The 25,951-nt window shown below is 65.1% G+C and carries 27 protein-coding genes and 1 pseudogene; 21 read left to right on the top strand and 7 right to left on the bottom strand.

Annotated features, from left to right (window positions below; genetic code table 11):
• The 16 genes from PNI01S_RS01605 to PNI01S_RS01680 all read left to right on the top strand — a co-directional run bounded on the left by PNI01S_RS01605 (position 1) and on the right by PNI01S_RS01680 (position 14,588).
• The gene (locus tag PNI01S_RS01605; RefSeq protein ID WP_024763940.1) at positions 1–192 is read left to right on the top strand and encodes a cbb3-type cytochrome oxidase subunit 3; all 192 of its coding nucleotides are present in this window, start codon (positions 1–3) and stop codon (positions 190–192) included.
• Entirely contained in the window at positions 189–1,154 is a 966-nt protein-coding gene (ccoP, locus tag PNI01S_RS01610) for a cytochrome-c oxidase, cbb3-type subunit III (RefSeq protein WP_024763939.1), read from the top strand. Before PNI01S_RS01605 ends, ccoP begins: the two co-directional genes overlap by 4 nt.
• Before the next feature lie 210 nt (positions 1,155–1,364).
• Positions 1,365–2,780, top strand: coding sequence for a cytochrome c oxidase accessory protein CcoG (ccoG, locus tag PNI01S_RS01615; protein ID WP_038803520.1), 1,416 nt, complete (start codon positions 1,365–1,367; stop codon positions 2,778–2,780).
• Positions 2,781–2,909: 129 nt separating this feature from the next.
• Positions 2,910–3,455, top strand: a complete 546-nt coding sequence (locus PNI01S_RS01620) for a FixH family protein (protein WP_024763938.1) — start codon at positions 2,910–2,912, stop codon at positions 3,453–3,455.
• Complete coding sequence (locus PNI01S_RS01625; protein WP_084357306.1) at positions 3,452–5,929, top strand: heavy metal translocating P-type ATPase; 2,478 nt, start codon at positions 3,452–3,454, stop codon at positions 5,927–5,929. Before PNI01S_RS01620 ends, PNI01S_RS01625 begins: the two co-directional genes overlap by 4 nt.
• 1 nt (position 5,930) lies before the next feature.
• On the top strand, positions 5,931–6,152 hold the full coding sequence (ccoS, locus tag PNI01S_RS01630) for a cbb3-type cytochrome oxidase assembly protein CcoS (RefSeq protein WP_024763937.1): 222 nt from the start codon (positions 5,931–5,933) through the stop codon (positions 6,150–6,152).
• Positions 6,145–6,870 carry a sulfite exporter TauE/SafE family protein gene (locus PNI01S_RS01635; protein ID WP_084357307.1) on the top strand — a complete coding sequence of 242 codons (726 nt, stop codon included), beginning with the start codon at positions 6,145–6,147 and terminating at the stop codon, positions 6,868–6,870. The genes ccoS and PNI01S_RS01635 overlap by 8 nt, the downstream gene beginning before the upstream one ends.
• A gap of 72 nt (positions 6,871–6,942) precedes the next feature.
• Positions 6,943–8,325: an oxygen-independent coproporphyrinogen III oxidase gene (gene hemN, locus PNI01S_RS01640; RefSeq protein WP_084357308.1), complete on the top strand. Its 1,383-nt coding sequence runs from the start codon at positions 6,943–6,945 to the stop codon at positions 8,323–8,325.
• 256 nt (positions 8,326–8,581) lie between these two features.
• Positions 8,582–9,316, top strand: a complete 735-nt coding sequence (gene anr / locus PNI01S_RS01645; protein WP_024763934.1) for a transcriptional regulator Anr — start codon at positions 8,582–8,584, stop codon at positions 9,314–9,316.
• Positions 9,317–9,431: 115 nt separating this feature from the next.
• The gene (locus tag PNI01S_RS01650) at positions 9,432–9,980 is read left to right on the top strand and encodes an adenine phosphoribosyltransferase (protein ID WP_024763933.1); all 549 of its coding nucleotides are present in this window, start codon (positions 9,432–9,434) and stop codon (positions 9,978–9,980) included.
• Positions 9,981–10,253: 273 nt separating this feature from the next.
• Positions 10,254–11,084, top strand: coding sequence for a metal-dependent hydrolase (locus tag PNI01S_RS01655; protein ID WP_024763932.1), 831 nt, complete (start codon positions 10,254–10,256; stop codon positions 11,082–11,084).
• A 170-nt stretch (positions 11,085–11,254) separates the two neighbouring features.
• Positions 11,255–11,461, top strand: a complete 207-nt coding sequence (gene cydP, locus PNI01S_RS01660) for a cytochrome oxidase putative small subunit CydP (RefSeq protein ID WP_054910523.1) — start codon at positions 11,255–11,257, stop codon at positions 11,459–11,461.
• Positions 11,458–13,035 carry a cytochrome ubiquinol oxidase subunit I gene (locus PNI01S_RS01665; protein WP_084357309.1) on the top strand — a complete coding sequence of 526 codons (1,578 nt, stop codon included), beginning with the start codon at positions 11,458–11,460 and terminating at the stop codon, positions 13,033–13,035. Before cydP ends, PNI01S_RS01665 begins: the two co-directional genes overlap by 4 nt.
• Before the next feature lie 7 nt (positions 13,036–13,042).
• Complete coding sequence (gene cydB, locus PNI01S_RS01670; RefSeq protein WP_084357591.1) at positions 13,043–14,182, top strand: cytochrome d ubiquinol oxidase subunit II; 1,140 nt, start codon at positions 13,043–13,045, stop codon at positions 14,180–14,182.
• A gap of 12 nt (positions 14,183–14,194) precedes the next feature.
• On the top strand, positions 14,195–14,302 hold the full coding sequence (gene cydX, locus PNI01S_RS01675; protein WP_024763928.1) for a cytochrome bd-I oxidase subunit CydX: 108 nt from the start codon (positions 14,195–14,197) through the stop codon (positions 14,300–14,302).
• Positions 14,289–14,588, top strand: a complete 300-nt coding sequence (locus PNI01S_RS01680) for a cyd operon YbgE family protein (protein ID WP_024763927.1) — start codon at positions 14,289–14,291, stop codon at positions 14,586–14,588. Before cydX ends, PNI01S_RS01680 begins: the two co-directional genes overlap by 14 nt.
• A gap of 18 nt (positions 14,589–14,606) precedes the next feature.
• On the opposite strand, the gene PNI01S_RS01685 is transcribed toward PNI01S_RS01680, so the two are convergent.
• Both PNI01S_RS01685 and PNI01S_RS01690 read right to left on the bottom strand, forming a co-directional pair.
• Positions 14,607–15,002 (bottom strand): GFA family protein, encoded by a 396-nt coding sequence (locus tag PNI01S_RS01685; protein ID WP_084357311.1) that lies wholly within the window; start codon positions 15,000–15,002, stop codon positions 14,607–14,609.
• Positions 15,003–15,032: 30 nt separating this feature from the next.
• Positions 15,033–15,728, bottom strand: coding sequence for a TetR family transcriptional regulator (locus PNI01S_RS01690; RefSeq protein WP_024763925.1), 696 nt, complete (start codon positions 15,726–15,728; stop codon positions 15,033–15,035).
• 76 nt (positions 15,729–15,804) lie between these two features.
• On the opposite strand from PNI01S_RS01690, the pseudogene PNI01S_RS01695 reads away from it, so the two are divergent.
• The 3 genes and pseudogenes from PNI01S_RS01695 to PNI01S_RS01705 all read left to right on the top strand — a co-directional run bounded on the left by PNI01S_RS01695 (position 15,805) and on the right by PNI01S_RS01705 (position 18,985).
• A pseudogene (locus PNI01S_RS01695) lies at positions 15,805–17,396 on the top strand (flavin-containing monooxygenase).
• Complete coding sequence (locus PNI01S_RS01700) at positions 17,393–18,283, top strand: SDR family NAD(P)-dependent oxidoreductase (protein WP_037008764.1); 891 nt, start codon at positions 17,393–17,395, stop codon at positions 18,281–18,283. The pseudogene PNI01S_RS01695 and the gene PNI01S_RS01700 overlap by 4 nt, the downstream one beginning before the upstream one ends.
• Before the next feature lie 162 nt (positions 18,284–18,445).
• The gene (locus PNI01S_RS01705) at positions 18,446–18,985 is read left to right on the top strand and encodes a CbrC family protein (protein ID WP_024763922.1); all 540 of its coding nucleotides are present in this window, start codon (positions 18,446–18,448) and stop codon (positions 18,983–18,985) included.
• Positions 18,986–18,998: 13 nt separating this feature from the next.
• Here the strand turns inward: PNI01S_RS01705 and PNI01S_RS01710 are convergent, their stop codons facing one another.
• Positions 18,999–20,147: an acyl-CoA dehydrogenase family protein gene (locus tag PNI01S_RS01710; protein WP_024763921.1), complete on the bottom strand. Its 1,149-nt coding sequence runs from the start codon at positions 20,145–20,147 to the stop codon at positions 18,999–19,001.
• A gap of 75 nt (positions 20,148–20,222) precedes the next feature.
• Positions 20,223–21,191 (bottom strand): transcriptional regulator FtrA, encoded by a 969-nt coding sequence (ftrA, locus tag PNI01S_RS01715; protein WP_084357312.1) that lies wholly within the window; start codon positions 21,189–21,191, stop codon positions 20,223–20,225.
• A gap of 93 nt (positions 21,192–21,284) precedes the next feature.
• Between ftrA and PNI01S_RS01720 the strand changes: the two genes are divergently transcribed.
• Positions 21,285–21,728, top strand: a complete 444-nt coding sequence (locus PNI01S_RS01720) for a rhodanese-like domain-containing protein (protein WP_084357313.1) — start codon at positions 21,285–21,287, stop codon at positions 21,726–21,728.
• Positions 21,729–21,775: 47 nt separating this feature from the next.
• Here PNI01S_RS01720 and recR read toward each other — a convergent pair whose 3' ends face one another.
• The 3 genes from recR to dnaX form a co-directional block, all read right to left on the bottom strand.
• Entirely contained in the window at positions 21,776–22,375 is a 600-nt protein-coding gene (gene recR, locus PNI01S_RS01725) for a recombination mediator RecR (RefSeq protein WP_024763918.1), read from the bottom strand.
• A gap of 127 nt (positions 22,376–22,502) precedes the next feature.
• Complete coding sequence (locus tag PNI01S_RS01730) at positions 22,503–22,829, bottom strand: YbaB/EbfC family nucleoid-associated protein (protein ID WP_017516839.1); 327 nt, start codon at positions 22,827–22,829, stop codon at positions 22,503–22,505.
• Between the two features lie 37 nt (positions 22,830–22,866).
• Entirely contained in the window at positions 22,867–25,026 is a 2,160-nt protein-coding gene (dnaX, locus tag PNI01S_RS01735; protein WP_084357314.1) for a DNA polymerase III subunit gamma/tau, read from the bottom strand.
• Between the two features lie 152 nt (positions 25,027–25,178).
• Here dnaX and PNI01S_RS01740 point away from each other — a divergent pair, with 152 nt between their 5' ends.
• The gene (locus PNI01S_RS01740; protein ID WP_024763915.1) at positions 25,179–25,901 is read left to right on the top strand and encodes a substrate-binding periplasmic protein; all 723 of its coding nucleotides are present in this window, start codon (positions 25,179–25,181) and stop codon (positions 25,899–25,901) included.
• The last annotated feature ends 50 nt before the right edge of the window (positions 25,902–25,951 follow it).

The following is a 25,951-nucleotide window of genomic DNA, read 5'->3' on the forward strand; positions in this document are numbered from 1 at the left end:
ATGGATATCGGGACCATTCGCGGTATCGGCACTGTAGTAGTGATGGTCGCCTTCGTCGGCGTCCTGCTCTGGGCCTACGGTGGCAAACGCAAGGAGCGCTTCGACGAAGACGCCCTGCTGCCCTTCGCGGATGACCCGGTCGCCAAAAAGCACGTCGAGCAAGAGCAAGCTTCTAGGAGCAACAAAGAATGACAACCTTCTGGAGTCTGTACGTCACCGTACTTACCCTGGGCACCATCTTCGCCCTGGCGTGGCTGCTGTTCGCCACCCGTCGCGGTCAGCGCAACGAAGCCACCGACGAGACCGTCGGCCATGCCTTCGACGGCATCGAGGAGTACGACAACCCGCTGCCGAAGTGGTGGTTCATGCTGTTCGTGGCCACCTTTATCTTCGCCCTCGCCTACCTGGCCCTGTACCCGGGCCTGGGCAACTGGAAGGGCCTGCTGCCGGGCTACCAGGACAAGGCCGAATTCGCCAACGGCGAACAGGGCTGGACCGGTGTGCACCAGTGGGAAAAGGAAATGGCCAAGGCCGATGAGAAGTACGGCCCGCTGTACGCCAAGTTCGGCGCCATGCCGATCGAGGATGTGGCCAAGGACGAGCAGGCCCTGAAAATGGGTAACCGCCTGTTCGCTTCCAACTGCTCCGTCTGCCACGGTTCCGACGCCAAGGGCGCCCACGGCTTCCCGAACCTGACCGACGCCGACTGGCGCTGGGGCGGCGAGCCGAAGGACATCATCGCCACCATCGAAGGCGGTCGCCACGCGGCCATGCCGGCCTGGGGCGAAGTCATCGGCGATGCCGGCGTTCATGATGTAGCAGCCTTCGTCACCACCAAGCTGGACGGCCGCAAGCTGCCCGAAGGCGTGACTGACGAGCAGGTCGCCAACGGCCAGAAGATCTTCGCCACCAACTGCGTGGCTTGCCACGGCGCTGAAGGCAAAGGCACTGCGGCCATGGGCGCGCCGAACCTGACCCACCCGGCCGCGTTCATCTACGGCTCGAGCTTCGCCCAGCTGCAGCAGACCATCCGCTACGGCCGCCAGGGCCAGATGCCGGCTCAGCTGGAGCGTCTGGGCAAAGACCAGGTCCACCTGCTGGCTGCCTACGTGTACAGCCTGTCACATGGCGAAGGTGAGAAGAGCGCCGAATAAGCCTCCCTTTCCTACACCCATAGCGACACCCAGCGGCGCCGGTTTCTATACCGGCGCCGCTCTATTTCTGGGTCCATAATTCCTTGCGCGACCAACTGTCGCACCGTTGCAACACCCACCACGCCGTATCATTGTTAGGCGTGCAAGCATATTTCTGACCCTCTCGGCATGTATCGACAGGGCGCCCTCCCGCTGCCGTGGAATGCACTGATGAGCAAACAGATTCCGGTCCAGGACGTCACTCCGCCCACCAAGGGCAAGGGTGAAAGCGTCGACCTTTATGCCTCCCGGGAAAAGATCTACACCCGAGCCTTTACCGGGTTCTTCCGCAACCTCCGCTTGGCCGGGGGCGCCCTCCTCTTCCTTCTCTATTTCGGCACCGTATGGCTGACCTGGAACGGTCGCCAGGCGGTCCTCTGGGATCTGCCCGAGCGCAAGTTCTACATCTTCGGCGCGACCTTCTGGCCGCAGGACTTCATCCTTCTCTCCGGGCTGCTGATCATCAGTGCGTTCGGCCTGTTCTTCATCACCGTGTTCGCCGGCCGCGTCTGGTGCGGCTACACCTGCCCGCAGAGCGTGTGGACCTGGATCTTCATGTGGTGCGAGAAAGTCACCGAAGGTGACCGCAACCAGCGCATGAAGCTCGACAAGGCCGGCTTCAGCGGCAACAAGCTGCTGCGCAAGGTCGCCAAGCACAGCCTCTGGCTGCTGATCGGCCTGGTCACCGGCCTGACCTTCGTCGGCTACTTCGCCCCCATCCGCGAACTGCTGATGGAACTGGTCACTGGCGAAGCCGACGGCTGGGCCTACTTCTGGGTCGGTTTCTTCACCCTCGCCACCTACGGCAACGCCGGCTGGCTGCGCGAGCAGGTGTGCATCTACATGTGCCCGTATGCGCGCTTCCAGAGCGTGATGTTCGACAAGGACACCCTGATCGTCTCCTACGATCCGCGGCGTGGCGAGAGCCGTGGCCCGCGCAAGAAAGGCGCCGACTACAAGGCCCAGGGTCTGGGCGATTGCATCGACTGCACCATGTGCGTTCAGGTCTGCCCGACCGGCATCGACATCCGCGACGGCCTGCAGATCGAATGCATCGGCTGCGCGGCGTGCATCGACGCCTGCGACAGCATCATGGACAAGATGAACTACCCGCGTGGCCTGATCAGCTACACCACCGAGCACAACCTGTCCGGGCAGAAAACCCATCTGGTGCGCCCGCGCCTGATCGGCTACGCCATCGCCCTGTGCATCATGATCGGCCTGCTGATCACCGCCATCCTCCTGCGCCCGCTGGTGGGGTTCGACGTCAGCAAGGACCGCGTGCTCTACCGCGAGAACGCCGAAGGCCGCATCGAGAACGTGTACAGCCTCAAGGTCATGAACAAGGACCAGAAGGACCATACCTACGTACTCAGCGCCAAAGGCATGGATGGCCTGATCCTGGAAGGCAAGAAGGAAATCTCGGTCGCGGCCGGGGACATCTTCAGCATGCCGGTGGAACTCTCCATCGACCCGGAGAAGCTGCCCTCCACCACCAACGAGATCAGCTTTACCATCCAGTCGGTGGACGACCCGTCCATCAGCAAGGAATCCACCAGTCGCTTCATCGGTCCGCGCGTTCGTTGAACCAATGCTGAACGAATTGGCACCCCATGTTGCACATGGGGTGCCAGTAGCGATCCAAGGACGTAGAATTCGCCCGCCCCTTCACCGGGCGGCGTCCCGCAAGGCGCCGCCAGCGAGAGATCAAAGAGCATGCAATCGGCCATGAAGACACCCGTGGAACCCTGGTACAAGCACCTCTGGCCGTGGATCATCATCGCCATGCTGGCCACCTCGATCTTCCTCAGCCTGACGATGGTCAATATCGCCGTGAACAACCAGGACTCCCTGGTCAGCGACAACTATTACGAAGCCGGCAAGGGCATCAACCGCTCCCTTGACCGCGAGCACCTCGCCCAGCAACTCAAGCTGCGGGCGAAGATCAGCTTCGACGAGCTGACCGGCGAAGTGGACCTGCGCCTCACGGGCGACAGCCGTCCGGCCACGCTTACCCTGAACCTGCTCTCCCCCACCCTGGAATCCCAGGACAAGCACCTGGAACTGCGCGCCAGCCCCGCCGAGCCGGGCCGCTACACCGCCAGCCTGGATGCCGCCGTGAAGGGCCGCCGCTTCGTCGAGCTGCTCGGCGAGGAGAACGGCAAGACCTGGCGTCTGTTCGAGGAAGAAAAGGTCGCTCCCGGCGCTACCTTCGACCTCGGCGACGAGCCCCTCAGCGGAGATGAAGCCGAGCGCCCATGAGCGCCGCGCTGCTCTGTTACCACTGCGCGCTGCCGGTCCCGCCCGGCAGCCGCTTCACTGCGCCAGTACTCGGCGAAACCCGCGAATTCTGCTGCCCGGGTTGCCAGACCGTAGCCGAGGCTATCGTTGCCGGCGGCCTGGAAGGCTATTACCGCCACCGCACCGAAGCCGCCCCCAACCCTGACGCCCTGCCCGAACAGCTCGTCGACGAGCTGAAGCTGTTCGACCGCCCCGACGTTCAGCAGCCCTTCGTCCAGCATCAGGGCGATCTCGCCGAGACCACCCTGATCATGGAAGGCATCAGCTGCGCCGCCTGCGGCTGGCTGATCGAGAAACACCTCAAGGGCCTGCCCGCCGTCGCCGAGGCTGGTCTCAACCTGTCCAACCACCGTCTGCATGTGCGCTGGTCCGACAGCGAGCTGCCGCTGAGCGAACTGCTCGCCGAGCTGCGCCGTATTGGTTACGCCGCGCACCCCTTCCAGCCGGACCGCGCCGCCGAACAGTTGCACCAGGAGAACCGCAAGTCCCTGCGCCAGCTGGGCGTCGCCGGCCTGCTGTGGTTCCAGGCAATGATGGCGACCATGGCCACCTGGCCGGAATTCAACATCGACCTGAGCCCCGAGCTGCACGAAATCCTGCGCTGGGTGGCGATGTTCCTCACCACACCCATCGTCTTCTACTCCTGCCAGCCGTTCTTCCGTGGCGCCGTGCGCGACCTGCGCACCCGCCACCTGACCATGGATGTCTCGGTGTCCCTGGCCATCGGCGGCGCCTACCTGGCCGGCATCTGGACCGCGGTCACCGGCCACGGCGACCTGTACTTCGACGCCGTCGGCATGTTCGCCCTGTTCCTGCTCGCCGGCCGCTACCTGGAACGCCGCGCCCGCGAGCGCACCGCCGCCGCGACCGCCCAGTTGGTCAATCTGCTGCCCGCCTCCTGCCTGCGCCTGGACGGCAGCGGCCAGAGCAGCCGCGTACTGCTCAGCGAACTGAACGTGGGCGACCGCGTGCTGGTCCAGCCCGGCTCGGTGATCCCCGCCGATGGCCTGATCCTCGACGGCCAGTCCAGCGTCGACGAATCCCTGCTCACCGGCGAATACCTGCCGCAGCCGCGCCAGAGCGGCGACAGCGTCACCGGCGGCACCCTCAACGTCGAAGGCCCGCTGACCGTACAGGTCAAGGCCCTGGGCGGGGACAGCCGGCTGTCAGCCATCGTCCGCCTGCTCGAACGCGCCCAGTCGGACAAGCCGCGCCTCGCCGAACTCGCCGACAAGGCCGCGCAGTGGTTCCTCATCGCCTTGCTGGTGCTGTCCGCCGTGGTCGGCCTGTTCTGGTGGCAGCACGATGCTTCCCGCGCCTTCTGGGTCGTCCTGGCGATGCTGGTGGCGACCTGTCCCTGCGCACTGTCGCTGGCCACACCGACGGCCCTGACTGCCGCCACCGGCAGCCTGCACAAGCTCGGCCTGCTGGTGACCCGGGGCCACGTGCTGGAAGGCCTGAACCACATCGACACGGTGATCTTCGACAAGACCGGCACCCTCACTGAAGGCCGCCTCACCCTGCGCGCCGTGCGCCCGCTGGGCTTGTTGGACAGCGACACCTGTCTGGCACTGGCTGCCGCGCTGGAGAACCGTTCCGAACACCCTATCGCCCGAGCTTTCGGCCGCGCACCGCAGCCCGCCGAGAATGTCGAGAGCCACCCCGGCCTGGGCCTGGAAGGCCGGGTTGGCGAGCGTCGCCTGCGCATCGGCGAGCCGTCCTTCGTCTGCGCCCTGAGCGGCAGCGACGCGCCCCAGCATCCGCAGGAACCCGGCCAGTGGCTGCTGCTGGGCGATGACAGCGGCGCCCTCGCCTGGCTGGTGCTGGACGATCGCATCCGCGAAGACGCCGCCGACCTGCTCGAAGCATGCCGCGCCCGCGGCTGGCGCACCCTGCTGCTCTCCGGCGACAGCTCACCCATGGTCGACCGGGTCGCCGCCGAACTGGGCATCGACGATTGCCGTGGCGGCCTTCGCCCGGATGACAAGCTCGAAGTCCTGCGTCAGCTGCACCAGCAAGGCCACCGCGTGCTGATGCTGGGCGATGGCGTGAACGACGTGCCGGTGCTGGCCGCTGCCGACATCAGCGTCGCCATGGGCTCGGCCACCGACCTGGCGAAGACCAGCGCCGATGCCGTGCTGTTGTCCAACCGCCTGGACAGCGTGGTGCAGGCCTTCGGCCTGGCTCGTCGCACCCGTCGGGTCATCATCGAGAATCTGGTCTGGGCGGGGCTGTACAATGGGCTGATGTTGCCCTTTGCTGCCCTCGGCTGGATTACGCCGGTGTGGGCTGCGGTGGGCATGTCGATCAGCTCGCTGACCGTGGTGCTCAACGCCCTGCGCCTGACCCGGCTGCCCAAGGGCGCCGGCGCCCCGACAGCGACCACCGCCCTGCCAGCCGCCCCACAAGCGGCGCAGGCGCTGCCACGGAGTTGAAATGCCCGCTCTCTACATAATGATTCCGGTTGCCGTGGTGATCGTCGGCATCTGCATCGCGATCTTTTTCTGGGCGGTGAACAGCGGCCAGTACGACGACATGGACGGGCCCGCCCACAGCATCCTGTTCGACGACGAGGATCCCAAGCACCAGGCCGGCATCGATGAAGCCGAGGGCGATGCCTCGCACAGCAGCCAGAAACAGGACAAGCGCGATGCCTGAACTGGCGCCGCTGCTGGCGTCCGCGCTGATTCTCGGCCTGCTCGGCGGCGGTCACTGCCTGGGCATGTGTGGCGGCCTGATGGGCGCGCTGACCATGGCCATCCCGCCGGAGCAACGCGGACGTCGCCTGCGCCTGCTGCTGGCCTACAACCTCGGACGCATCCTCAGCTACGCCTGCGCCGGCCTGCTGCTCGGCCTGGCCGGCTGGGCCGTGGCGCGCACGCCATTCGCCGCAGCGTTGCGGGTGATCGCCGGCCTGCTGCTGATCGCCATGGGCCTTTACCTGGCCGGCTGGTGGAGTGGCCTGACCCGCATCGAAACGCTGGGTCGCGGCCTGTGGAAGCACATCCAGCCCTTCGCCAGCCGCCTGCTGCCTGTCGCCAGCGTCCCGCGCGCACTGCTGCTGGGCGCACTGTGGGGCTGGCTGCCCTGCGGGCTGGTCTACAGCACCCTGCTCTGGGCAACCAGCCAGGGCTCGGCCATCGACAGTGCGCTGCTGATGCTTGCCTTCGGCCTCGGCACCTGGCCGGTGCTGCTGGCGACAGGGCTCGCCGCCGAGCGCATCACCGCGCTGCTGCGCAAGCGCAGCGTGCGCATGGCCGGTGGCATCCTGGTGATCCTCTTCGGCCTGTGGACCCTGCCCGGCCCGCACCAGGCCTGGATCATGGGCCACGAAATGCACGCCAGCGCCGGTATTGCCCACCATAAAGCCGCTTGATACAGGTCAACAGGCCTCTATCGGACTCTCCCTAGACTGCGCAGGAAAAGCTCGCCACCGGGGAACATCGGCATGCTCGACAATATTCGCTGGGACGCAGATCTGATACGCCGATACGATCTGTCCGGCCCGCGCTACACCTCCTATCCCACAGCCGTGCAGTTCCACGAAGGAGTCGGACCCTTCGACCTGCTGCACGCGCTGCGCGATAGCCAGAAGGCGCAGCGCCCGCTCTCGCTCTACGTGCACGTCCCGTTCTGCGCGAACATCTGCTACTACTGCGCCTGCAACAAGGTCATCACCAAGGATCGTGGCCGCAGCGCCCCCTACCTCGCCCGTCTCATCCACGAAATCGAGATTGTCAGCCGTCACCTGGGCCGCCAGCAGCAAGTCGAGCAGCTGCACTTCGGCGGAGGCACCCCGACCTTCCTGAGCCCCGGCCAGTTGCGTGAACTGATGGCGCAACTGCGCACCCATTTCCACTTCGTCGAGGGTGACTTCGGCGACTACGGCATCGAGATCGACCCGCGCGAGGCCGACTGGTCGACCATGGGCCTGCTCCGCGAGCTGGGCTTCAACCGCGCCAGCATCGGCGTGCAGGACTTCAACCTGGAGGTGCAACAGGCCATCAATCGCCTGCAGAGCCTGGACGAGACCCGCGCCATCATCGACGCAGCGCGTACTCTGCAATTCCGCTCGATCAACATCGACCTGATCTACGGCCTGCCCAGACAGACCCCGGACACCTTCGCCCACACCGTCGAGCAGGTCATTGCCCTGCAGCCCAACCGGTTGTCCGTGTTCAACTACGCGCACCTTCCCGAACGTTTCCCGCCACAACGCCGGATCCTGGCCGAAGAACTGCCCTCCCCTGGGCAGAAGCTGGAAATGCTGCAGCGCACCACCGAGCAGCTCGAAGCCGCCGGCTACCGCTATATCGGCATGGACCACTTCGCCCTGCCGGACGACGAACTGGCGATGGCCCAGGAAGACGGCACTCTGCAGCGCAACTTCCAGGGCTACACCACCCACGGTCACTGCGACCTCGTTGGCCTGGGGGTTTCCTCGATCAGCCAGATCGGCGATCTCTACTGCCAGAACAGCAATGACATCGCCGACTACCAGAACACCCTCGACCAGGGCCAACTCGCCACTCGCCGCGGATTGCACTGCAACAAGGACGACCTCATCCGCCGCGCCGTGATCCAGCAACTGATCTGCCATTTCCAGCTGGACTTCGAGGACATCGAGGACCTCTACAACATCGACTTCCGCGGCTACTTCGCGGAAATCTGGGACGATCTCGAGCGTTTCGCCCGCGATGGCCTGATCACCCTCGGCCCGCGCGGCATAGACGTCAGCGCTTCCGGCCGGTTGCTGGTGCGTTCGCTGTGCATGCTGTTCGACCGCTACCTGCCCATGCAGAACCTGCAGCGCTTCTCGCGGGTCATCTGACGCCCGAGTTCCGCGCAGACGACCGACGGTGCGAGACCAACTGTCGCACCCATTGATACAGGATATGTCGGTCGTCCGAGGGTGTAGGAACAGCCCTGCCCTAGTACTTTTCGAAAGGATTCAAGCCCCGATACCCCGCCGCACTTCCTCATCCCCGTCGCTGGAACCAGCGATTCAGACAGGTCGCCAACTGGCGCGCGACTTGCCGTCTGCGGTACCCTTGGTTTTTGTGTGCCATCCCATTCAAGGAACACTCATGGCCGAAACCATCAAAGTGCGCGCACTGCCACAGGCGCACTGCAAGGATTGCAGCCTGGCTCCCCTCTGCCTGCCCCTGTCGCTGAACCACAGCGACATGGACGCCCTCGATGAGATCGTCAAGCGCGGCCGCCCCCTGAAGAAAGGCGAGTTCCTGTTCCGCCAGGGCGATGCCTTCGGTTCCGTCTTCGCCGTGCGTTCCGGCGCGCTGAAAACCTTCAGCATCACCGACGGCGGCGAAGAGCAGATCACCGGCTTCCACCTGCCCAGCGAGCTGGTCGGCCTGTCCGGCATGGACACCGAGAGCTACCCGGTATCGGCCCAGGCCCTGGAAACCACCTCGGTGTGCGAAATCCCCTTCGAACGCCTGGACGAACTCTCCGAGCAGCTGCCGCAACTGCGCCGCCAGTTGCTGCGGGTGATGAGCCGGGAAATCCGCGATGACCAGCAGATGATGATGCTGCTGTCGAAGAAGACCGCCGACGAGCGCATCGCCACCTTCCTGGTGAACCTCTCCGCGCGCTTCCGCGCCCGTGGCTTCTCGGCCCAGCAGTTCCGCCTGGCCATGTCGCGCAACGAAATCGGCAACTACCTGGGCCTGGCGGTGGAAACCGTCTCCCGCGTGTTCACCCGCTTCCAGCAGAACGGCCTGATCGCCGCCGAAGGCAAGGAAGTGCACATCCTCGACTCCATCGAGCTGTGCGCACTGGCAGGTGGCCAACTGGAAAGCTGATCTACCTGAAAGCTGACCGTCCGGTTGACTTTCCGGTCATCGAAAACGGGCTCGCCACACGGCGGGCCCGTTATACTTTGGCCTCTGCAAAAACCGCATCAGGTGCACATCCAGCATGATCCTCAACCCACTCGACCTGAAGTCCGTGATCCGTGCCGTTCCCGACTTTCCCAAGCCCGGCGTCATGTTCCGCGACATCACCCCGCTGTTCCAGTCGCCGCGAGCCCTGCGCTTCGTCGCCGACAGCTTTATCCAGCGCTACGTCGAGGCCGACTTCACCCACATCGGCGCCATGGATGCGCGCGGCTTCCTGATCGGTTCGATCATCGCCTACGAACTGAACAAGCCTCTGGTGCTGTTCCGCAAGCGCGGCAAGCTGCCGGCCGACGTACTGGCCCAGGCCTACGAGACCGAGTACGGCGAGGCCCTGCTGGAAGTCCACGCCGACAGCCTGTGCGAAGGCGACAGCGTGCTGATCTTCGATGACCTGATCGCCACCGGCGGCACCCTGCTGGCCGCCGCGCAACTGGTACGCCGCATGGGCGCCAGCGTGTTCGAGGCCGCTGCGATCATCGACCTGCCGGAACTGGGCGGTTCGACCAAGCTCAACGACGCGCAGATTTCCACCTACAGCCTGACCGCCTTCGCCCTCGACGAAGCCTGATCGGCGCTGTTTCCGAGAGCGGGCGCTACGGCGCCCGTTTTCGTTTCCGGCCTTCGCACGGGCGCCCCATCCAATGGCTGGTGATGACCGCTTTGGCCTGATTCGACCCTGCCGCGGCCGGAAATGACCTGGCGATTGTCCGACAAGACTCCGAACATGACATCAACCGATGACACATTCGAAGGTGGCATCGCGAACTAACGACAGGGCTTGCCTGGGTGCCGTACCTGCCACGCACCTCGCTCCCGCCCGCACAACAACAAGGAGTTAGTCATGAACGCCAGTACCACGCCGATCCGCGCCAACTTCCCGGTCCGCCGCATGGATTTCACCTTCAGTGAAACCCCGAAGTACTGGTGGGACGGGCAGCCCTTCATGACCCACTTCATGAACAACCTGTCTTCGCTGTTCCCCTACGGCGAGAAGTTCTTCGTCGACAGCGTGCGTGCGGTGCGCGAGCGCATCCAGGACCCGCAGCTGCAGAAGGACGTCAGCGCCTTCATCGGCCAGGAGGCCATGCACTCCAAGGAGCACGCGGCCTACAACGAATACGCCGACGAGCACGGCATCGACCTGGAAACCCTGGAACTGCGCATCAAGGTGCTGCTCGAATCGATCAGCAAGGTCACCACCAAGAAGCATCAGCTGGCGATCACCTGCGCCCTGGAACACTTCACCGCGACCATGGCCGAACAACTGCTCAAGCGCGAAGACCTGAGCGGCCAGATGAAGTCGGACAAGATGTACAAGCTGTGGATGTGGCATGCCGTCGAGGAGAATGAACACAAGGCGGTGGCCTACGATGTCTACCAGCAGGTCTACGGCGGCTACTTCACCCGCACCGCGGTGATGCTGCTGACCACCGTGATCTTCCTCAGCGTCATCGCCGGCTTCCAGATCAACCTGCTGCGCCGCGATGGCCAGCTGTTCAACTGGCGCAGCTGGAAGCATGGCCTGGGCGTGCTGCTGCACCCGCGCCGCGGCTACTTCGTCAACCTGATCCGCCCCTGGCTGGACTATTTCCGTCCCGGCTTCCACCCCTTCGACCACGATACCAAGGCGCTGGAAACCCGCTGGAAAGAGCAGCTGGACTTCGCCGGCTGATCTTCGCCAAACCGCCCTCAACGTCGAAAAACGCCAGGCATCGCCTGGCGTTTTTCATTTTCACCGCGCACCGCGACAACCAGTCACTACACTGAGCAGGGTTTCCGGAGTCCAATGGAACGCGCAGCTCATGCAGAACCATGTCACGAATTGCGAGCCAAGGAGGTTAGATGCCCCACCAAGCCCCCTCCCCTTGGAAGGTTCCGCTCGTCCGTGAGCTGACCCTCATCCTGCTGATCAAGCTGACCCTGCTACTGGTCATCAAGGCCGTCTGGTTCGACCAGCCTACCGTCCCCGATGACGGCTCCCGCGTCACCAGCCAACACCTGCTCGGCGACAGCCGCCCGAGCGACGCCGAGAAGGAGAGCGCCCGATGATTTCCGAAGCCGTCGTAGACCTGTCGCGCCTGCAGTTCGCGATGACCGCCATGTACCATTTCCTGTTCGTGCCGCTGACCCTCGGCCTGGCCTTCCTGCTGGCGATCATGGAGTCGGTCTACGTGATGACCGGCAAGCAGGTGTACAAGGACATGACCCAGTTCTGGGGCAAGCTGTTCGGCATCAACTTCGCCCTGGGGGTCACCACCGGGCTGACCATGGAGTTCCAGTTCGGCACCAACTGGGCCTACTACTCCCACTACGTCGGTGACATCTTCGGCGCGCCGCTGGCCATCGAAGGCCTGATGGCCTTCTTCCTCGAATCGACCTTCATCGGCCTGTTCTTCTTCGGCTGGGACCGCCTGTCGAAGGTCCAGCACCTGTCGGTGACCTGGCTGGTGGCGTTGGGCTCGAACCTTTCGGCGCTGTGGATCCTGATCGCCAATGGCTGGATGCAGAACCCGGTGGGCGCGGAGTTCAACTTCCAGACCATGCGCATGGAGCTCACCGACTTCGGTGCGCTGCTGTTCAACCCGGTGGCCCAGGTCAAGTTCGTCCATACCGTCGCCGCCGGCTACGTCACCGGGGCGATCTTCGTCCTCGCCATCTCCAGCTACTACCTGCTGAAAAAGCGCGACCAGGGCTTCGCCCGGCGCTCCTTCGCCATCGCCTCGGCCTTCGGCCTGGCCTCGATCCTCTCGGTGATCATCCTTGGCGACGAGTCGGGCTATGAGATCGGCGACGTGCAGAAGACCAAGCTGGCCGCCATCGAGGCGGAATGGGAAACCCATCCTGCCCCCGCCGGTTTCACGCTCATCGGCCTGCCCAACCAGGAGGAGCAGCGCACCGACTATGCGATCAAGATCCCCTATGTGCTCGGCCTGATCGCCACTCGCTCACTGGACAAGGAGGTCACCGGGATCAAGGACCTGCTGGCGCATCACGAGGCGCGCATCCGTCACGGCATGACCGCCTATGCCCTGCTGCAGAAGCTGCGCGGCGGTGACAAATCCGAGGCTACCCTGGCGCAGTTCAATCAGGTGAAGAACGACCTCGGCTACGGTCTGCTGCTGAAGAAGTACACGCCCGAGGTGGTGGACGCGACCGAAGAGCAGATTCGCCTGGCCACCCTCGACACCATCCCCGATGTGTTCACCCTGTTCTTCAGCTTCCGCATCATGGTCGGCTGCGGGTTCCTCATGCTCGCTCTGTTCGCCTGTGCGTTCTATGCCTCGGCGCGCAAGAACGAGGAGCGCAAGCGCTGGCTGCTCAAATGGGCGCTGTGGAGCCTGCCACTGCCCTGGCTGGCCGCGCAGACCGGCTGGTATGTCGCCGAACACGGCCGCCAGCCCTGGTCCATCGGTGAGGTACTGCCGGTGCACCTGTCCGCTTCCAGCCTCAGCACCGGCGATGTCTGGGGCTCGCTGCTGGCGTTGATCGCCTTCTACAGCCTGCTGCTGGTGGTGGAGATGTACCTGATGATCAAGTTCGCCCGCCTCGGCCCATCGAGCCTGCACACCGGCCGTTACCACTTCGAGCAGGGCCATGCGGCCAGCGGCGCGGCCACGGCGTAAGGAGACGATCATGGACTACGAAACGCTGAAACTGACCTGGTGGGTGCTGATCGGTGTGCTGCTGATCGGTTTCGCCCTCACCGATGGCTTCGACATGGGCGCCATGGCACTGATGCCCTTCGTGGCGAAGACCGACAGCGAACGACGGGTGGCGATCAACACCATCGCCCCGCACTGGGACGGCAACCAGGTCTGGTTCATCACCGCCGGCGGCGCCCTGTTCGCCGCCTGGCCGATGGTCTATGCCACCGCGTTCTCCGGGTTGTACTGGGCGATGCTGCTGGTGCTCTTCGCCCTGTTCTGCCGCCCCGTCGGTTTCGACTACCGCAGCAAACTGGAAAACCAGCGCTGGCGTGCGGTCTGGGACTGGGCGCTGTTCGTCGGTGGCTTCGTCCCGGCGCTGGTGTTCGGCGTGGCCTTCGGCAACCTGTTCCAGGGCCTGCCTTTCAGCCTCGATGAGATGATGCGGCCGTCCTACCACGGCAGCTTCTTCGCCCTGCTCAACCCCTTTGCCCTGCTCGCCGGAGTGGTCAGCCTGAGCATGCTCTGCCTGCACGGCGGCGCCTGGCTGATGCTGCGCACCGACGGAGAACTGGCTGAGCGCTCCAGGCGGGCCGCGCAGTTGTGCGCACTGGTCTACCTGCTGACCTTCATCGCTGCCGGTGCCTGGGTCAGCCTGGGCATGAACGGCTTCGCCCTGCTCTCGAGCATCGACGGCAATGCGGTTCTGAACCCGTTGAACAAGGAAGTTGCGCTGTCCAACGCCGGCTGGCTGGCCAACTACCACGCCTACCCCGCGACCATCGCCGCCCCCATGGTCGGCATCCTCGGCGGCCTGCTGGCCCTGGCCGCGGCCAGCGGCGGGCGCGGCGGCCTGACCTTCCTGGGCAGCGCCCTGGCGATCATCGGCACCCTGTGCACGGCAGGCTTCGCGCTGTTCCCCTTCGTCTTCCCCTCCAGCGAGAACCCGGCGGCGAGCCTCACGATGTGGGACGCGGTTTCCAGCCACAAGACCCTGGGCATCATGTTCGTCGTGGCCTGCATCTTCGTACCGCTGATCCTCTGCTACACGCTGTGGGGCTACGTGAAGATGTGGGGCCGCCTGAACCGCAAGCACATCGAAGCCAACTCCCACGGCCTCTACTGAAGGAGCAACCGCATGTGGTACTTCACCTGGATACTCGGCGTCCTGCTGGCCTGCAGCTTCGGCATCATCAATGCGCTGTGGCTGGAAACCACTCAGGATCTGGACAGTGACGACGACTGACGCAGCCTTCCTGCGCCACCCCGCCAGCCGCACCTTGTCACTGCTGCTGGCGATTCCCCTGGCGCTGGTCCTGCTGATCCATCCCGCCGCCATGCTCGACACCCAGGGCCGCTACAGCCATGGCCTGCTGATGCTGGCGATGCTCGGGGTCAGCGCCGGTTTCGTCCATGGGGTGGGCTTCGACCCACGCGGCCTGCCCTGGCGCTGGGTGTTCGGGCCGCTGTGCGGCTGGGCACTGATGGCGCTGGGCTACGCGCTCCTGCTCAAGGCGCAATTGGGTCTGTAGAACCACGACGGGCTCATTTCAGCCCTCGGAGCGCCGCGGCAGGTCATCGACCGTGTCGAACCAAGACAGTTGCGACGAACACCATACGTGGCACTGCGGCTCGATCCGCTCCGGCTCGTCCAGGGTGACGATGTTCAGCCCTACCGTTTCACCGTCACGCACGCGGAACTCCATGGGCGTACCGCACTTCACGCAGAAGCGCCGCTCGCCGTCTTCACTGGAGCGCCACAGGCCGAGTTCGCCGGCGGTGTAGGCAAACCCCGTCAGCGCAATCACCGCCCACGGAACAGCCGGCGCGGCATTGGCCTTCTGGCAGATGCGGCAGTGGCAATAGCCGGTTTCCTCCGGTTGCGCATCCACGCGGTAGCGCACCGCGCCGCAGGCGCAGCCGCCGAAGAGGGGAAAAGGCAACATGGTGAGGCTCCCGTGACAGTCTAAGCAGACTCAGAGCCTATCCAACATTCCCAGGGTCTGCAGGACCGCGACACCGGTGAAGAGCAACAGGATTTGTCGCTGGGCCAGGGCGCAGACCTCCTCGCGCAACTCCGGCGGGCGCTCCAGGTAGTCCAGCGACTGCTGGAACAGCTGCCGGCTGATCAGCCGCGACAGCTGGTCCAGTTCGCCCACCTCGACGTCCGGTAGCAGATGGAATTGGCGGATGTCCTCGGCCATGTCCTCGCCGAATTCGTCCATCACCCGCGCCAGTGCCTCACGCAGTACCGGCGACGGTCCGTGCAACTCGCGCACGCCGATGATGAAAGCCTGCGGGTTGCGCTCGACGAAATCAAAGAACAGCCGCACAGTCTCCCGGGTGACGCGCTGGCCGCGCTCCAGGTCCAGGCCGAACGGCACACTGGCCGCGCTCGCCCCCGATAGCGCGCGCTCGGCCGCCTCACGGCGCAGGTCGCGCAACGGCTGGCGCAACTGGGTAGCGATGTCGCGGATGATCGCCAGGCCCAGGTCGTCCACGTCGCTGAAATGCCGGTAGAAGGTGTTCGGGTTCAACCCCGCTTCCCGCGCCAGCTCCCGCAGCCCGAGGCTGCTCAGGCTGCGCCGGCTGGCCGCCAGGCGCAGCGCCGCGTCGATCAGTGCGCGCTTGCCGGCGGCCTGCGTTGGCCGTTCTTCCTGTTCGATTTCCATGTGTCTGGCGGCCGACCCCATCTAAGGTTGGTTGTTCCTGAAGTATACAGATGTCTACATTCCATCACGTAGACAGTTGTATACGCCAGCAATAATCATAACAGGAGCATGGCCATGAGTACGGTTGTGAGTACCCAACCAAAGACTGCCCCCAGACATTGCAAGGTCGCCATCATCGGCACCGGGTTTTCCGGGCTGGGCATGGCGATCCGCCTGAAGCAGGAAGGCGAGAACGATTTCCTGCTGTTCGAAAAGGATGCCGGCGTCGGCGGCACCTGGCGGGTCAACAACTACCCGGGCTGCGCCTGTGACGTGCAATCCCACGTCTACTCCTTCTCCTTCGAGCCGAACCCGGACTGGACGCGCATGTTCGCCCGCCAGCCGGAGATCCGCGCCTACCTGGAGAACTGCTGGAAGAAGTACCGACTGGAAGACAAGACGCTGCTCAACACCGAGATGGCGCGTTTCGAGTGGAGCGATGAGCAGCAGCTCTGGCACCTGTTCGACGCCGCCGGCAACCACTACACCGCCAAGGCCGTGGTGTCGGGCATGGGCGCCCTGTCGATTCCCTCTATCCCGGCGCTCAAGGGCCTGGAGAATTTCCAGGGCAAGGCCTTCCACTCGCAGCAGTGGGACCATGACTACGACCTCAAGGGCAAGCGTGTGGCGGTGATCGGCACCGGCGCCTCAGCCATCCAGTTCGTCCCGGAAATCCAGCCGCTGGTGGCCAAGCTCGATCTCTACCAGCGCACCGCACCGTGGATCCTGCCCAAGCCGGACCGTGCCATCAGCGAGAAGGAGCGCGCGCGCTTCCGTCACTTCCCGGCGGTACAGAAGCTCTGGCGCGGCGCCCTCTACAGCATGCTAGAAGGCCGTGTGCTGGGCTTCACCTTCGCGCCCTGGGCGATGAAACTGGTGGGCAGGCTGGCCGAACGCTTCATCCGCCAGCAGGTCAAGGACCCGGACCTGCGCCGCAAGCTGACCCCGGACTACACCATCGGCTGCAAGCGCGTGCTCATGTCGCACAACTACTACCCGGCGCTGGCCGCCTCCAACTCCTCGGTGATCGTCGACGGCATCCGCGAGATCAAGGCCAGCAGCATCATCACCGCCGACGGCCGCGAGCGGCTGGTGGACGCCATCATCTTCGGTACCGGCTTCACCGCCAACGATCCGATCCCGCGTGGCGTGGTATTCGGCAAGGACGGCGTGGACCTGCTCGATACCTGGCAGAACGGCCCGGAAGCCTACAAGGGCACCATGACCCGCGGCTTCCCCAACCTGTTCTTCCTCATGGGCCCGAACACCGGTCTGGGCCACAACTCCATGGTCTACATGATCGAGTCGCAGATCACCTACGTGCTGGGCGCCATCAAGCTGATGGACCGCCGCGAGCTGCAGAGCGTGGAGGTCAAGAGCGACGTCCAGGACCAGTGGAACGCCAAGCTGCAGCGCGGCCTCAACCACAGCGTGTGGAACACCGGCGGCTGCAAGAGCTGGTACCTGCACCCTGTGAGCGGGCGCAACTGCACCCTGTGGCCGGGCTTCACCTGGCGCTTCCGCGCGCTGACCAGCCAATTCGATCCCAGCGCCTATCATCTGAAGTCCAAGCCGCTGCCCAGCCCTGTCGTCCAACCCCAACGCCACGCAGAAGAGGTGCCGGCATGAAGAACTTCGAGAACAAGGTCGCCGCGATCACCGGCGCGGGTTCGGGCATCGGTCGCGCCCTGGCCATCGAACTCGCCTCCCGCGGCTGTCACCTGGCTCTGGCGGACGTGAATGCCGCAGGCCTCGAGGAAACCCGCCAGTTGCTCTCCTCCACCGGCGTGCGCGTGTCCATCGACACCGTGAACGTCGCCGACCGCGAGCAGGTGCACGCCTGGGCCGACAAGGCCGCCCGCGAGCACGGCAAGGTCAACCTGGTGTTCAACAACGCCGGCGTCGCCCACGCCGGCACCGTGGAAGCCAGTGACTATGAAGAGTATGAGTGGATCACCAACATCAACTTCTGGGGCGTGGTCTACGGCACCAAGGCCTTCCTGCCGCACCTGAAGGCATCCGGAGACGGCCACATCGTCAACGTTTCCAGCGTGTTCGGGCTGTTCTCCCAGCCGGGTATGAGCGCCTACAACGCCACCAAGTTCGCCGTACGCGGTTTCACCGAATCGCTGCGCCAGGAGCTGGACATGGAGCGCGCAGGCGTTTCGGCCAGCTGTGTTCACCCCGGTGGCATCAAGACCAATATCGCCAAGACCGCGCGGATGAACGACAGCATGGTCAAGGTCACCGGGCAGAACGCGGAAGCTGCGCGTACCCAGTTCAACGACCAGTTGCTGCGCACTACGCCACAGAAAGCTGCGCAGGTGATCATTCGCGGCGTGGAGCGTGATTCGCGGCGCATCCTGATCGGCCCGGACGCCCACGCCATCGACGTGATGTTGCGCCTGCTGCCGGTCTGGTATCAGAAGGTGGTCACCGGCAGCATGAAGCTGGCCAAGCGCTTCGCTCCGAAACCCAAGCGCAAGTCAGCCGCCGAGGGTTACGAGGCCAAGTAAGGCTCTGCCGCAACGAATCCCTTTTCCCTGTCGGACCGGCGCCCATCCCCCTTACCCCCGGATGGGCGCCGTTTTTTTCCGTTGCCAGGACGCCCCGTCATTCGCTTATCGCTGTTTATACTGGCAAGCCGCTGCCAGGGAACAACACCAGGGATGACGACCATGAGCCAGACACTGCCCACCTTCCGCTACCACCCCGAACCGCTTTCCACCGGCAGCGTGGTGGCCTCGGCAGAAACCTGCCGGTGTTGCGGCCAAAAGCGCGGCTACGTCTACACCGCCTCGGTGTACACGCGACACGACCTGCCGGAAAACTGCCTGTGTCCCTGGTGCATCGCCGACGGCAGCGCTGCAGAGCGTTTCGAGGCCAGTTTCGCCGATGACTATCCGCTGCTGGACGCCGGAGTACCCGATGCCGTGGTGCGCGAAGTCTGCGAACGCACGCCGGGGTTCGCCTCCTGGCAGCAAGAGCATTGGCTGAACTGCTGCGGCGACGCCTGCGCCTTCCACGGCGACGCCAGGCGGGAGGACATCATCGCCCTCGGCGCCGCCGAACTGGCCGGGCACTTCGCCGACTTCGGCTGGCCGGAAAAAACCTGGCTACAGGTGATCGAGCACTACGAGCCAGCGGGCAACCCGGCGATCTATCACTTCCGCTGCCTGCATTGCGGCAAGACGCGCTACGGGATGGACTTCACCTGAACCCCAGGGCATCTCAAAGCCCCATCTGCTTGGCGATGATCTCGTTCATGATCTCCCGCGTGCCGCCACCGATGGAGAGGATGCGGTTGTCGCGGTACAGCCGCTCCACCAGGCTCTCGCGCATGTAGCCCATGCCGCCCAGCACCTGCACCGCGTCGTAGGTCACCCGGTCGGCGATGTCGGTGGCGAAGTTCTTGGCCATGGAGATTTCCTTGATCACGCTCTTGCCCACCGCCATCTTCGCCGCCTGCCGATAGGTGAACTCTCGGGACACTTCGACCTGAGTGGCCATTTCCGCCAAGCGATGCTTGAGCACCTGGAACTTGCCGATCGGCTTGCCGAACGCCTCGCGCTCGCGGCACCACGCCAGCGCTTCGTCCAGGGCGAGTTGCGCAGTCATGTTGGCCATGATCGCCAGCGCCAGGCGCTCGCTCTGGAAGTTCGCCATGATGCAGGCGAAGCCCATGTTCTCGGCGCCGATCAGGTTTTCCGCCGGCACCTTGCAGTCGTCGAAGAACAGTTCGGCGGTGTCCGATGCCCACCAACCCATCTTCTTCAGCTTGCGGCTGACCGTGAAGCCGGGAGCGCCCTTCTCCACCAGCAGCAGGCTGACGCCACCAAAGCCGTCGCCGCCAGTGCGGACGGCCACGGTGTAGTAGTCGGCACGCACGCCGCTGGTAATGAAGGTCTTGCTGCCGCTCACGCGGTAGTGGTCGCCATCACGCACGGCGCGGGTCTTCAGGCTGGCCACGTCGGAGCCGCCGGACGGCTCGGTGACCGCCAGCGCCATGATCTTCTCGCCGGCCAGCACCTGCGGCGCGATGCGTTCACGCAGCTCCGGGCGGCCCCACTTGATCAAGGGCGGCAGGCCGATATCCAGCGAGCCCAGCCCCGCCACCAGCCCACCGGAGCCGCAGCGCATCAGCTCTTCGCTGGCTGCCACCTTGGCGAACAGATCGCCCTCGTGGCTGCCGCCAAGCGCTTCCGGATAACCAATGCCAAGGATGCCCGCCTCGCCGGCCTTGCGGTACAGCTCGCGGGGAAACTCCTCGGCCTCCTCCCAGTCAGCGACATGGGGCAGGATTTCCCGCTCGACGAAGCGCCGTACGCTGTCGCGGACCAGGCGGTGGCTGTCATCGAAGTACTCGGTGAACACGGACATGGCAAGGCTCCAGACGGTTTGCGTGAAACTTACCTAGCGCTTGCTTGGTTTACAAGGCGAGACACCCGCCATCGGCTAGGACAGATACGCCGTCCCGAATCGCTCGCGGTAAATCGATGGTGCCACCCCGGCCGCGCCACGAAAGGCGTTGCGGAAGCTTTCCACGGTGCCGAAGCCGCATTGCTCGGCGATTCGCTCGACGCTGTCGGTGCTGCCTTCCAGCAGTTCACGGGCTCGCGCCATACGCTCGTGCTGCAACCACGCCTTGGGCGTCATACCGGTGGCTTCGCTGAAGCGGCGCAGGAAAGTGCGTTCGCTCATCGCCACGCGGCTGGCCAGTTCGCCCACCGAGATGGATCGGTCCAGACGCTGGCGGGCCCAGTCCAGCAGCCCGGCGAGATCGTGGCGGGGCGCCTGGGCCACGGGCGCGGGGATGAACTGCGCCTGGCCGCCAGCGCGTTGCGGCGACATGACCAGCCGGCGAGCCACGTTATTGGCCACCTGTACGCCGAAATCCCGCGCCACCAGATGCAGGCAGGCATCGATGCCCGCTGCACTGCCAGCGGAGGTAATCACCTGTCCGGCATCGACATAGAGCACTTGCGCATCCACTTCGATGCCAGGGAAGCGTTCGGCCAGCTCCTCGGCATAGCGCCAGTGCGTGGTGGCACGCTGGCCGTCGAGCAAACCGGTGGCTGCCAGGACGAAGACGCCCGAGCAGATCGACAGCAGTCGTGCGCCCTGGTCGTGGGCCTTGCGCAGCGCCTGTACCAGCTCGGCGGACGGCGCCTCGGCGCGGTCCCGCCAGCCCGGCACGATGATAGTGCCAGCCGTTTCGAGCGCCTCCAGCCCGCCATCGGCCAGCACGTGGATGCCGCCCATGGCGCGCATCGGTCCGGCGTCGACGGCAACGATGCGGTGGCGATACCAGGCAAAGTCGAATTCGGGGCGCGGCAGGCCGAAGATCTCAACGGCGATGCCGAATTCGAAGGTGCACAGGCCGTCGTAAGCGAGAACGGCCACTGCGAGGGGATCACGCTGCATTTGGCGGAAAACTTCCGATCACTGTCCAGGCCGCCACTTTAGCCGGCTTTCGCGGCTGCATACAGTGGCCCCATCTTCCCCAGGAGCCTTGTCATGCCCAGCCTTGTCAGCCAATTCCCCGCCGCCCTGCCCGCCGACGCCCTTGTCCATTTCAGCCATCGGCTGGCCTTCGAGACCGACTGCTCGGACGTGAACGACGCCCTGCAGAATGGCGAGCAGGATTTCGTCCTGCTCGATGTGCGCAACGCCGCTGCCTTCGCCCGTGGCCATGTACCCGGCGCGCTGAACCTGCCAACACGGGAGATCGACGCACGACGCATGGCGCAGTTTCCGGCGGGTACCCTGTTCGTCGTCTACTGCGCAGGCCCGCACTGCAACGGCGTGCACCGCGCTGCCGCCAAGCTCGCAGCGCTGGGCCTGCCGGTGAAGGAGATGATCGGTGGCGTGACTGGCTGGCTGGACGAGGGGCTGGCGCTGGTTGGCGCAGTGGAAGAATCGCGGCGTGCCGACAGTCAAGGCATCAGCTGCGCCTGCTGACCCCGAATGCAATAAGGCCGGAATCTCTCCGGCCTTGTTCGAATCTGTCAGTTGCTGATCGGCCGGCGTCCTGCCAGGGCGTGGGCCAGCGTGCCGCCGTCCACCAGTTCCAGTTCGCCACCCAGCGGCACGCCGTGGGCGATGCGCGACAGCACCAGGTCACCGCCGCCCAGCAACTGGGCGATGTAGTGGGCGGTCGCCTCGCCTTCCACCGTGGGGTTGGTGGCGAGAATGATCTCGCTGAAACTGCCGGCCTTGATTCGCGCCTCAAGCTCAGGAATGCCGATGGCTTCCGGGCCCAGGCCATCCAGCGGCGACAGGTGTCCCTTGAGCACGAAGTAGCGGCCGCGATAACCGGTCTGCTCGACAGCAAACACGTCCAGCGGCCCTTCCACCACGCACAGCAGGCTGTCATCGCGGCGCGGGTCGGTGCACTGCGGGCAGAACTCGTCTTCCGACAGCGTACGGCACTGCTTGCAGTGGCCAACGCCTTCCATCGCCTGGGTCAGCGCCTGCGCCAGGCGCAGGCCGCCGCTGCGGTCACGCTCCAGCAGCTGTAGCGCCATGCGCTGGGCACTCTTCTGCCCCACTCCGGGCAGGGTGCGCAGGGCGTCGATCAGTTGGCGGATCAGCGGCGTGAAGCTCATGGGACGGTCTCGAATTTCCGGAGGTTAGAACGACTGTAGGAGCGAGCCTGCTCGCGAACCCTGCCAGGCCGAAGAGGCCGGAAGAGCGTTCGCGAGCAAGCTCGCTCCTACAGGGGCAGAGCCTGGATTAGAAAGGCATTTTGAAGCCGGGCGGCAATTGCATGCCAGCGGTCATGCCGGACATCTTCTCCTGGTTGTTCTGCTCGATCTTGCGCACGGCGTCGTTCACCGCGGCGGCGATCAGGTCCTCGAGGATTTCCTTGTCTTCCTGCATCAGGCTGTCATCCAGGGAGACGCGCTTGACGTCGTGGCGACCGGTCATCACCACGCTCACCAGGCCGGCGCCGGATTGACCGGTCACTTCGGCGTTGGCCAGCTCTTCCTGCATCTTCTGCATCTTTTCCTGCATCTGCTGGGCCTGCTTCATCAGGCCGGCCATGCCACCTTTCATCATGTCGAGTTCCTCGATTCGTTCAGTCGTCGACCCAGGCTCAAGCCTTGGCCTCCAGGGGTTCGATAGTACCGTCGCGGACGACCGCGGCGAACTGTTGCTTCATCTGTAGCACATAAGGGTCGGCGGCGATCGACGCCTCGGCCTGGCGCTGGCGCTCGGCACGTTTGCGCGCGGCGGCCTGGGCCGGGGTTTCCTGCTCGGGCTTCTGCTGGGTCACCTGCAGGGTCAGCGTACGACCGTGGAACTGGTTCAGCGCATCGTTCAGGCGACGCTGCTGGGTCGCGTTGAACAGCGCGCTCTGGCCCGGATCCAGGTGCAGGTGCCAGGTATCGCCCTCGACGGCGACCAGCGTGCAGTTGGCGCCGATGCTGGCCGTCAGGCCGGCCAGGCCCAGGCGCGGGAACAGGTCCAGCCACTCGGCAGCCAGGCCGGTTGCCGGCATGGCGGCGGGCTCGGGTTCGGGCTCGGCCTGCTCCTGCGGCGCCTCGTTCTCGAGGTAGCCGTAGGACTCCATGTCGACTTCGTAGTAGTCCTCGGCGGGCGGCGGCTCGTCATCGCGGTCGTCGTCCTCGGCCGGAACTTCGGCGATTATCGGGGCCGGCTCTTCGACCTTGGGCGCAGGCGCTTCCACCGGTGCCGGCGTGGCAACTGCAACTGCAGGTGCAGGTGCAGGTGCAGGTGCAGGTGCAGGTGCAGCAGTCTCGACTGGCGCTGGAGCCGCGGCAACCGGTGCGGCAGGTTCGTCCCACGGCAGATCGATCGGCGCCTCGGCGACGGCTTGTTCCGGCTCGGCAGCCGGCGCCGTCGGCTCGAGTTGCACGGCGGCTTCCGGCTCCACCGGAGCCGGCTCAGGCACAGGTTGGACAACCGGAGTCGGCGCAACGGCTGGTTCGGCTTGCGCAGCCGGAGCCGGAGCCGGAGCCGGCTGAGGCGCGGCAACAGCAGGCACAACCGCAGCAACCGGCACTACCGGTGCAGGCGCAACAGCCGGAGCAGCAATGGATGCAACCGGCGCCACAACGGCGGCGCCGGCCACTGGGTTCTGGTTGGAATCAGCCGTGGCCTTGCTGATCCCCAGGTCCTTTAGTGGTGACCTCGGTGCGCCGTCGGCATCCGCCGGGCGGAACGCCAGCATGCGCAACAGGACCATCTCGAAGCCGCCGCGGGGATCGGGCGCCAGCGGCAGGTCGCGACGGCCGATCAGGCCCATCTGGTAGTAGAACTGCACGTCCTCGGCTGGCAAGGCCTGGGCCAGCGCCAGCACACGGTCGCGGTCGCCCTGGCCGTTGTCCACTGCCTCGGGCAGCGCCTGGGCAATGGCCACGCGGTGCAACACGTTGAGTATCTCGGCCAGCACGCCGCCCCAGTCCGGGCCCTGCTCGGCCAAGTGGCGTACCGCCTCCAGCAGCGCGCGGGCATCGCCTTCCAGCAGCGCATGAAGCACGCCGTAGACTTGCCCGTGATCCAGGGTGCCGAGCATGGCACGCACATCGGCGGCCAGCACCTTGCCTTCACCGAAGGCGATGGCCTGGTCGGTGAGGCTCATGGCGTCACGCATGGAGCCGTCGGCAGCGCGGCCGAGCAGCCATAGCGCATCGTCCTCGAACGGCACGTTCTCGGCGCCCAGCACGTGGGTCAGGTGTTCCACCACGCGCTCCGGCGGCATGTTCTTCAGGGAGAACTGCAAGCAGCGCGAGAGGATGGTGACCGGCAGCTTCTGCGGGTCGGTGGTGGCGAGCAGGAACTTCACATGGGGCGGCGGCTCCTCCAGGGTCTTCAACAGGGCGTTGAAGCTGTGGCTGGAGAGCATGTGCACTTCGTCGATCAGGTAGACCTTGTAGCGGCCGCGGCTCGGCGAGTACTGCACGTTGTCGAGCAGCTCGCGGGTATCCTCGACCTTGGTGCGGCTGGCGGCGTCGACTTCGATCAGGTCGACGAAACGGCCCTCATCGATCTCGCGGCACACCGAGCACTGTCCGCACGGAGTGGAGCTGACGCCGGTCTCGCAGTTCAGGCACTTGGCCAGGATGCGCGCGATGGTGGTCTTGCCCACGCCGCGGGTCCCGGTGAACAGGTAGGCGTGGTGCAGGCGCTGATTGTCCAGCGCGTTGATCAGGGCCTTGAGCACATGGGTCTGGCCGACCATTTCGCGGAACGAGCGCGGACGCCATTTGCGGGCAAGAACCTGATAACTCATTGAAATCCATCGCGACAGGTGAGCAGAAGTGCGCTAATCCTAGCGAAGCGGACCGTAAATTGCACTCGATGTCCGCACCGGACGTTGTCGCATCTTGGCAAGGGCCGGGCTACACGGCATTGTGTCGTCGTTCTGCCATCAACGGAGCCTTGATGCGCTTCCTCGCCACCGCCCTGCTGCTGACCGCCACCCTCGCCCAGGCCGACGACCGTCCCCTGCGCTTCTCGGTGGTCGACAGCTGGGCGATGCCGCTGGCGCAGATCGAAAATGGCGAACTGACCGGCGGCATCCTGTTCGAGCTGTTCAACGAGACGGCCCGCGAGCTTGGACGGACACCGGCGTTCCACATCGTGCCCCGCGCCCGCATCGAACAGGCGCTGCTCACTCACTCCGTGGACGTGCGCTGCTACGTCTCGCGCACCTGGATCGAGCACGAGTTCAAGGACTACCGCTGGACTGCACCACTGATGTTGCAGCGCGACCTGCTGGTGGTCCGCGACGCCCCTGCGGAAAACCTCGAAACCCTCCCCAGCCAGTCCATCGGCACGGTGCTGGGCTACCACTACCCCCGCCTGCAGCCGCTTTTGGACAGCCACTGGCTGATCCGCGACGACGCGCGCAACCAGGAGCTGGTGCTGAAGAAGCTGCGCATCGGACGCTATCAATATGCGATCAGCAGCGAGTTCGCGCTGAACTGGTTCAACCGTGATCTGCCCGAGGCGGAGCGCCTGAGAACCGCCAGCGTGATCGAGGAGACCCCGCTGTCGTGCATGGTGCTGGACGCGCCCGAAGTCCGCGCCGAAGAGGTGCTCTCGGTGCTGGCGAAGATCAAGGCGTCGGGGAAGATCGAGCAGATCCTGGATCACTACCGCTGAGACGGGTAGCGCTCGACAGGCCGCGAGGCGGGCCATTTTCCAGGCTCCGA

The sequence above is a fragment of the Pseudomonas nitroreducens NBRC 12694 genome, from assembly GCF_002091755.1.
In the GTDB taxonomy this organism is placed as follows: Bacteria; Pseudomonadota; Gammaproteobacteria; order Pseudomonadales; family Pseudomonadaceae; genus Pseudomonas; species Pseudomonas nitroreducens.

What these genes read in the sequence shown, in the direction of transcription:
- recR (WP_024763918.1), bottom strand. Translation starts at nt 22,375, where the DNA reads ATGAGCTTCACGCCGCTGATCCGCCAACTGATCGACGCCCTGCGCACC.
- PNI01S_RS01710 (WP_024763921.1), bottom strand. Translation starts at nt 20,147, where the DNA reads ATGTCCGTGTTCACCGAGTACTTCGATGACAGCCACCGCCTGGTCCGC.
- PNI01S_RS01730 (WP_017516839.1), bottom strand. Translation starts at nt 22,829, where the DNA reads ATGATGAAAGGTGGCATGGCCGGCCTGATGAAGCAGGCCCAGCAGATG.
- PNI01S_RS01650 (WP_024763933.1), top strand. Translation starts at nt 9,432, where the DNA reads ATGATCCTCAACCCACTCGACCTGAAGTCCGTGATCCGTGCCGTTCCC.
- ccoG (WP_038803520.1), top strand. Translation starts at nt 1,365, where the DNA reads ATGAGCAAACAGATTCCGGTCCAGGACGTCACTCCGCCCACCAAGGGC.
- PNI01S_RS01720 (WP_084357313.1), top strand. Translation starts at nt 21,285, where the DNA reads ATGCCCAGCCTTGTCAGCCAATTCCCCGCCGCCCTGCCCGCCGACGCC.
- PNI01S_RS01635 (WP_084357307.1), top strand. Translation starts at nt 6,145, where the DNA reads ATGCCTGAACTGGCGCCGCTGCTGGCGTCCGCGCTGATTCTCGGCCTG.
- hemN (WP_084357308.1), top strand. Translation starts at nt 6,943, where the DNA reads ATGCTCGACAATATTCGCTGGGACGCAGATCTGATACGCCGATACGAT.
- anr (WP_024763934.1), top strand. Translation starts at nt 8,582, where the DNA reads ATGGCCGAAACCATCAAAGTGCGCGCACTGCCACAGGCGCACTGCAAG.
- PNI01S_RS01705 (WP_024763922.1), top strand. Translation starts at nt 18,446, where the DNA reads ATGAGCCAGACACTGCCCACCTTCCGCTACCACCCCGAACCGCTTTCC.
- dnaX (WP_084357314.1), bottom strand. Translation starts at nt 25,026, where the DNA reads ATGAGTTATCAGGTTCTTGCCCGCAAATGGCGTCCGCGCTCGTTCCGC.
- cydP (WP_054910523.1), top strand. Translation starts at nt 11,255, where the DNA reads ATGCCCCACCAAGCCCCCTCCCCTTGGAAGGTTCCGCTCGTCCGTGAG.
- PNI01S_RS01700 (WP_037008764.1), top strand. Translation starts at nt 17,393, where the DNA reads ATGAAGAACTTCGAGAACAAGGTCGCCGCGATCACCGGCGCGGGTTCG.
- PNI01S_RS01625 (WP_084357306.1), top strand. Translation starts at nt 3,452, where the DNA reads ATGAGCGCCGCGCTGCTCTGTTACCACTGCGCGCTGCCGGTCCCGCCC.
- PNI01S_RS01685 (WP_084357311.1), bottom strand. Translation starts at nt 15,002, where the DNA reads ATGTTGCCTTTTCCCCTCTTCGGCGGCTGCGCCTGCGGCGCGGTGCGC.
- PNI01S_RS01620 (WP_024763938.1), top strand. Translation starts at nt 2,910, where the DNA reads ATGCAATCGGCCATGAAGACACCCGTGGAACCCTGGTACAAGCACCTC.
- PNI01S_RS01655 (WP_024763932.1), top strand. Translation starts at nt 10,254, where the DNA reads ATGAACGCCAGTACCACGCCGATCCGCGCCAACTTCCCGGTCCGCCGC.
- PNI01S_RS01690 (WP_024763925.1), bottom strand. Translation starts at nt 15,728, where the DNA reads ATGGAAATCGAACAGGAAGAACGGCCAACGCAGGCCGCCGGCAAGCGC.
- ftrA (WP_084357312.1), bottom strand. Translation starts at nt 21,191, where the DNA reads ATGCAGCGTGATCCCCTCGCAGTGGCCGTTCTCGCTTACGACGGCCTG.
- ccoP (WP_024763939.1), top strand. Translation starts at nt 189, where the DNA reads ATGACAACCTTCTGGAGTCTGTACGTCACCGTACTTACCCTGGGCACC.
- PNI01S_RS01740 (WP_024763915.1), top strand. Translation starts at nt 25,179, where the DNA reads ATGCGCTTCCTCGCCACCGCCCTGCTGCTGACCGCCACCCTCGCCCAG.
- ccoS (WP_024763937.1), top strand. Translation starts at nt 5,931, where the DNA reads ATGCCCGCTCTCTACATAATGATTCCGGTTGCCGTGGTGATCGTCGGC.
- PNI01S_RS01605 (WP_024763940.1), top strand. Translation starts at nt 1, where the DNA reads ATGGATATCGGGACCATTCGCGGTATCGGCACTGTAGTAGTGATGGTC.
- PNI01S_RS01665 (WP_084357309.1), top strand. Translation starts at nt 11,458, where the DNA reads ATGATTTCCGAAGCCGTCGTAGACCTGTCGCGCCTGCAGTTCGCGATG.
- cydX (WP_024763928.1), top strand. Translation starts at nt 14,195, where the DNA reads ATGTGGTACTTCACCTGGATACTCGGCGTCCTGCTGGCCTGCAGCTTC.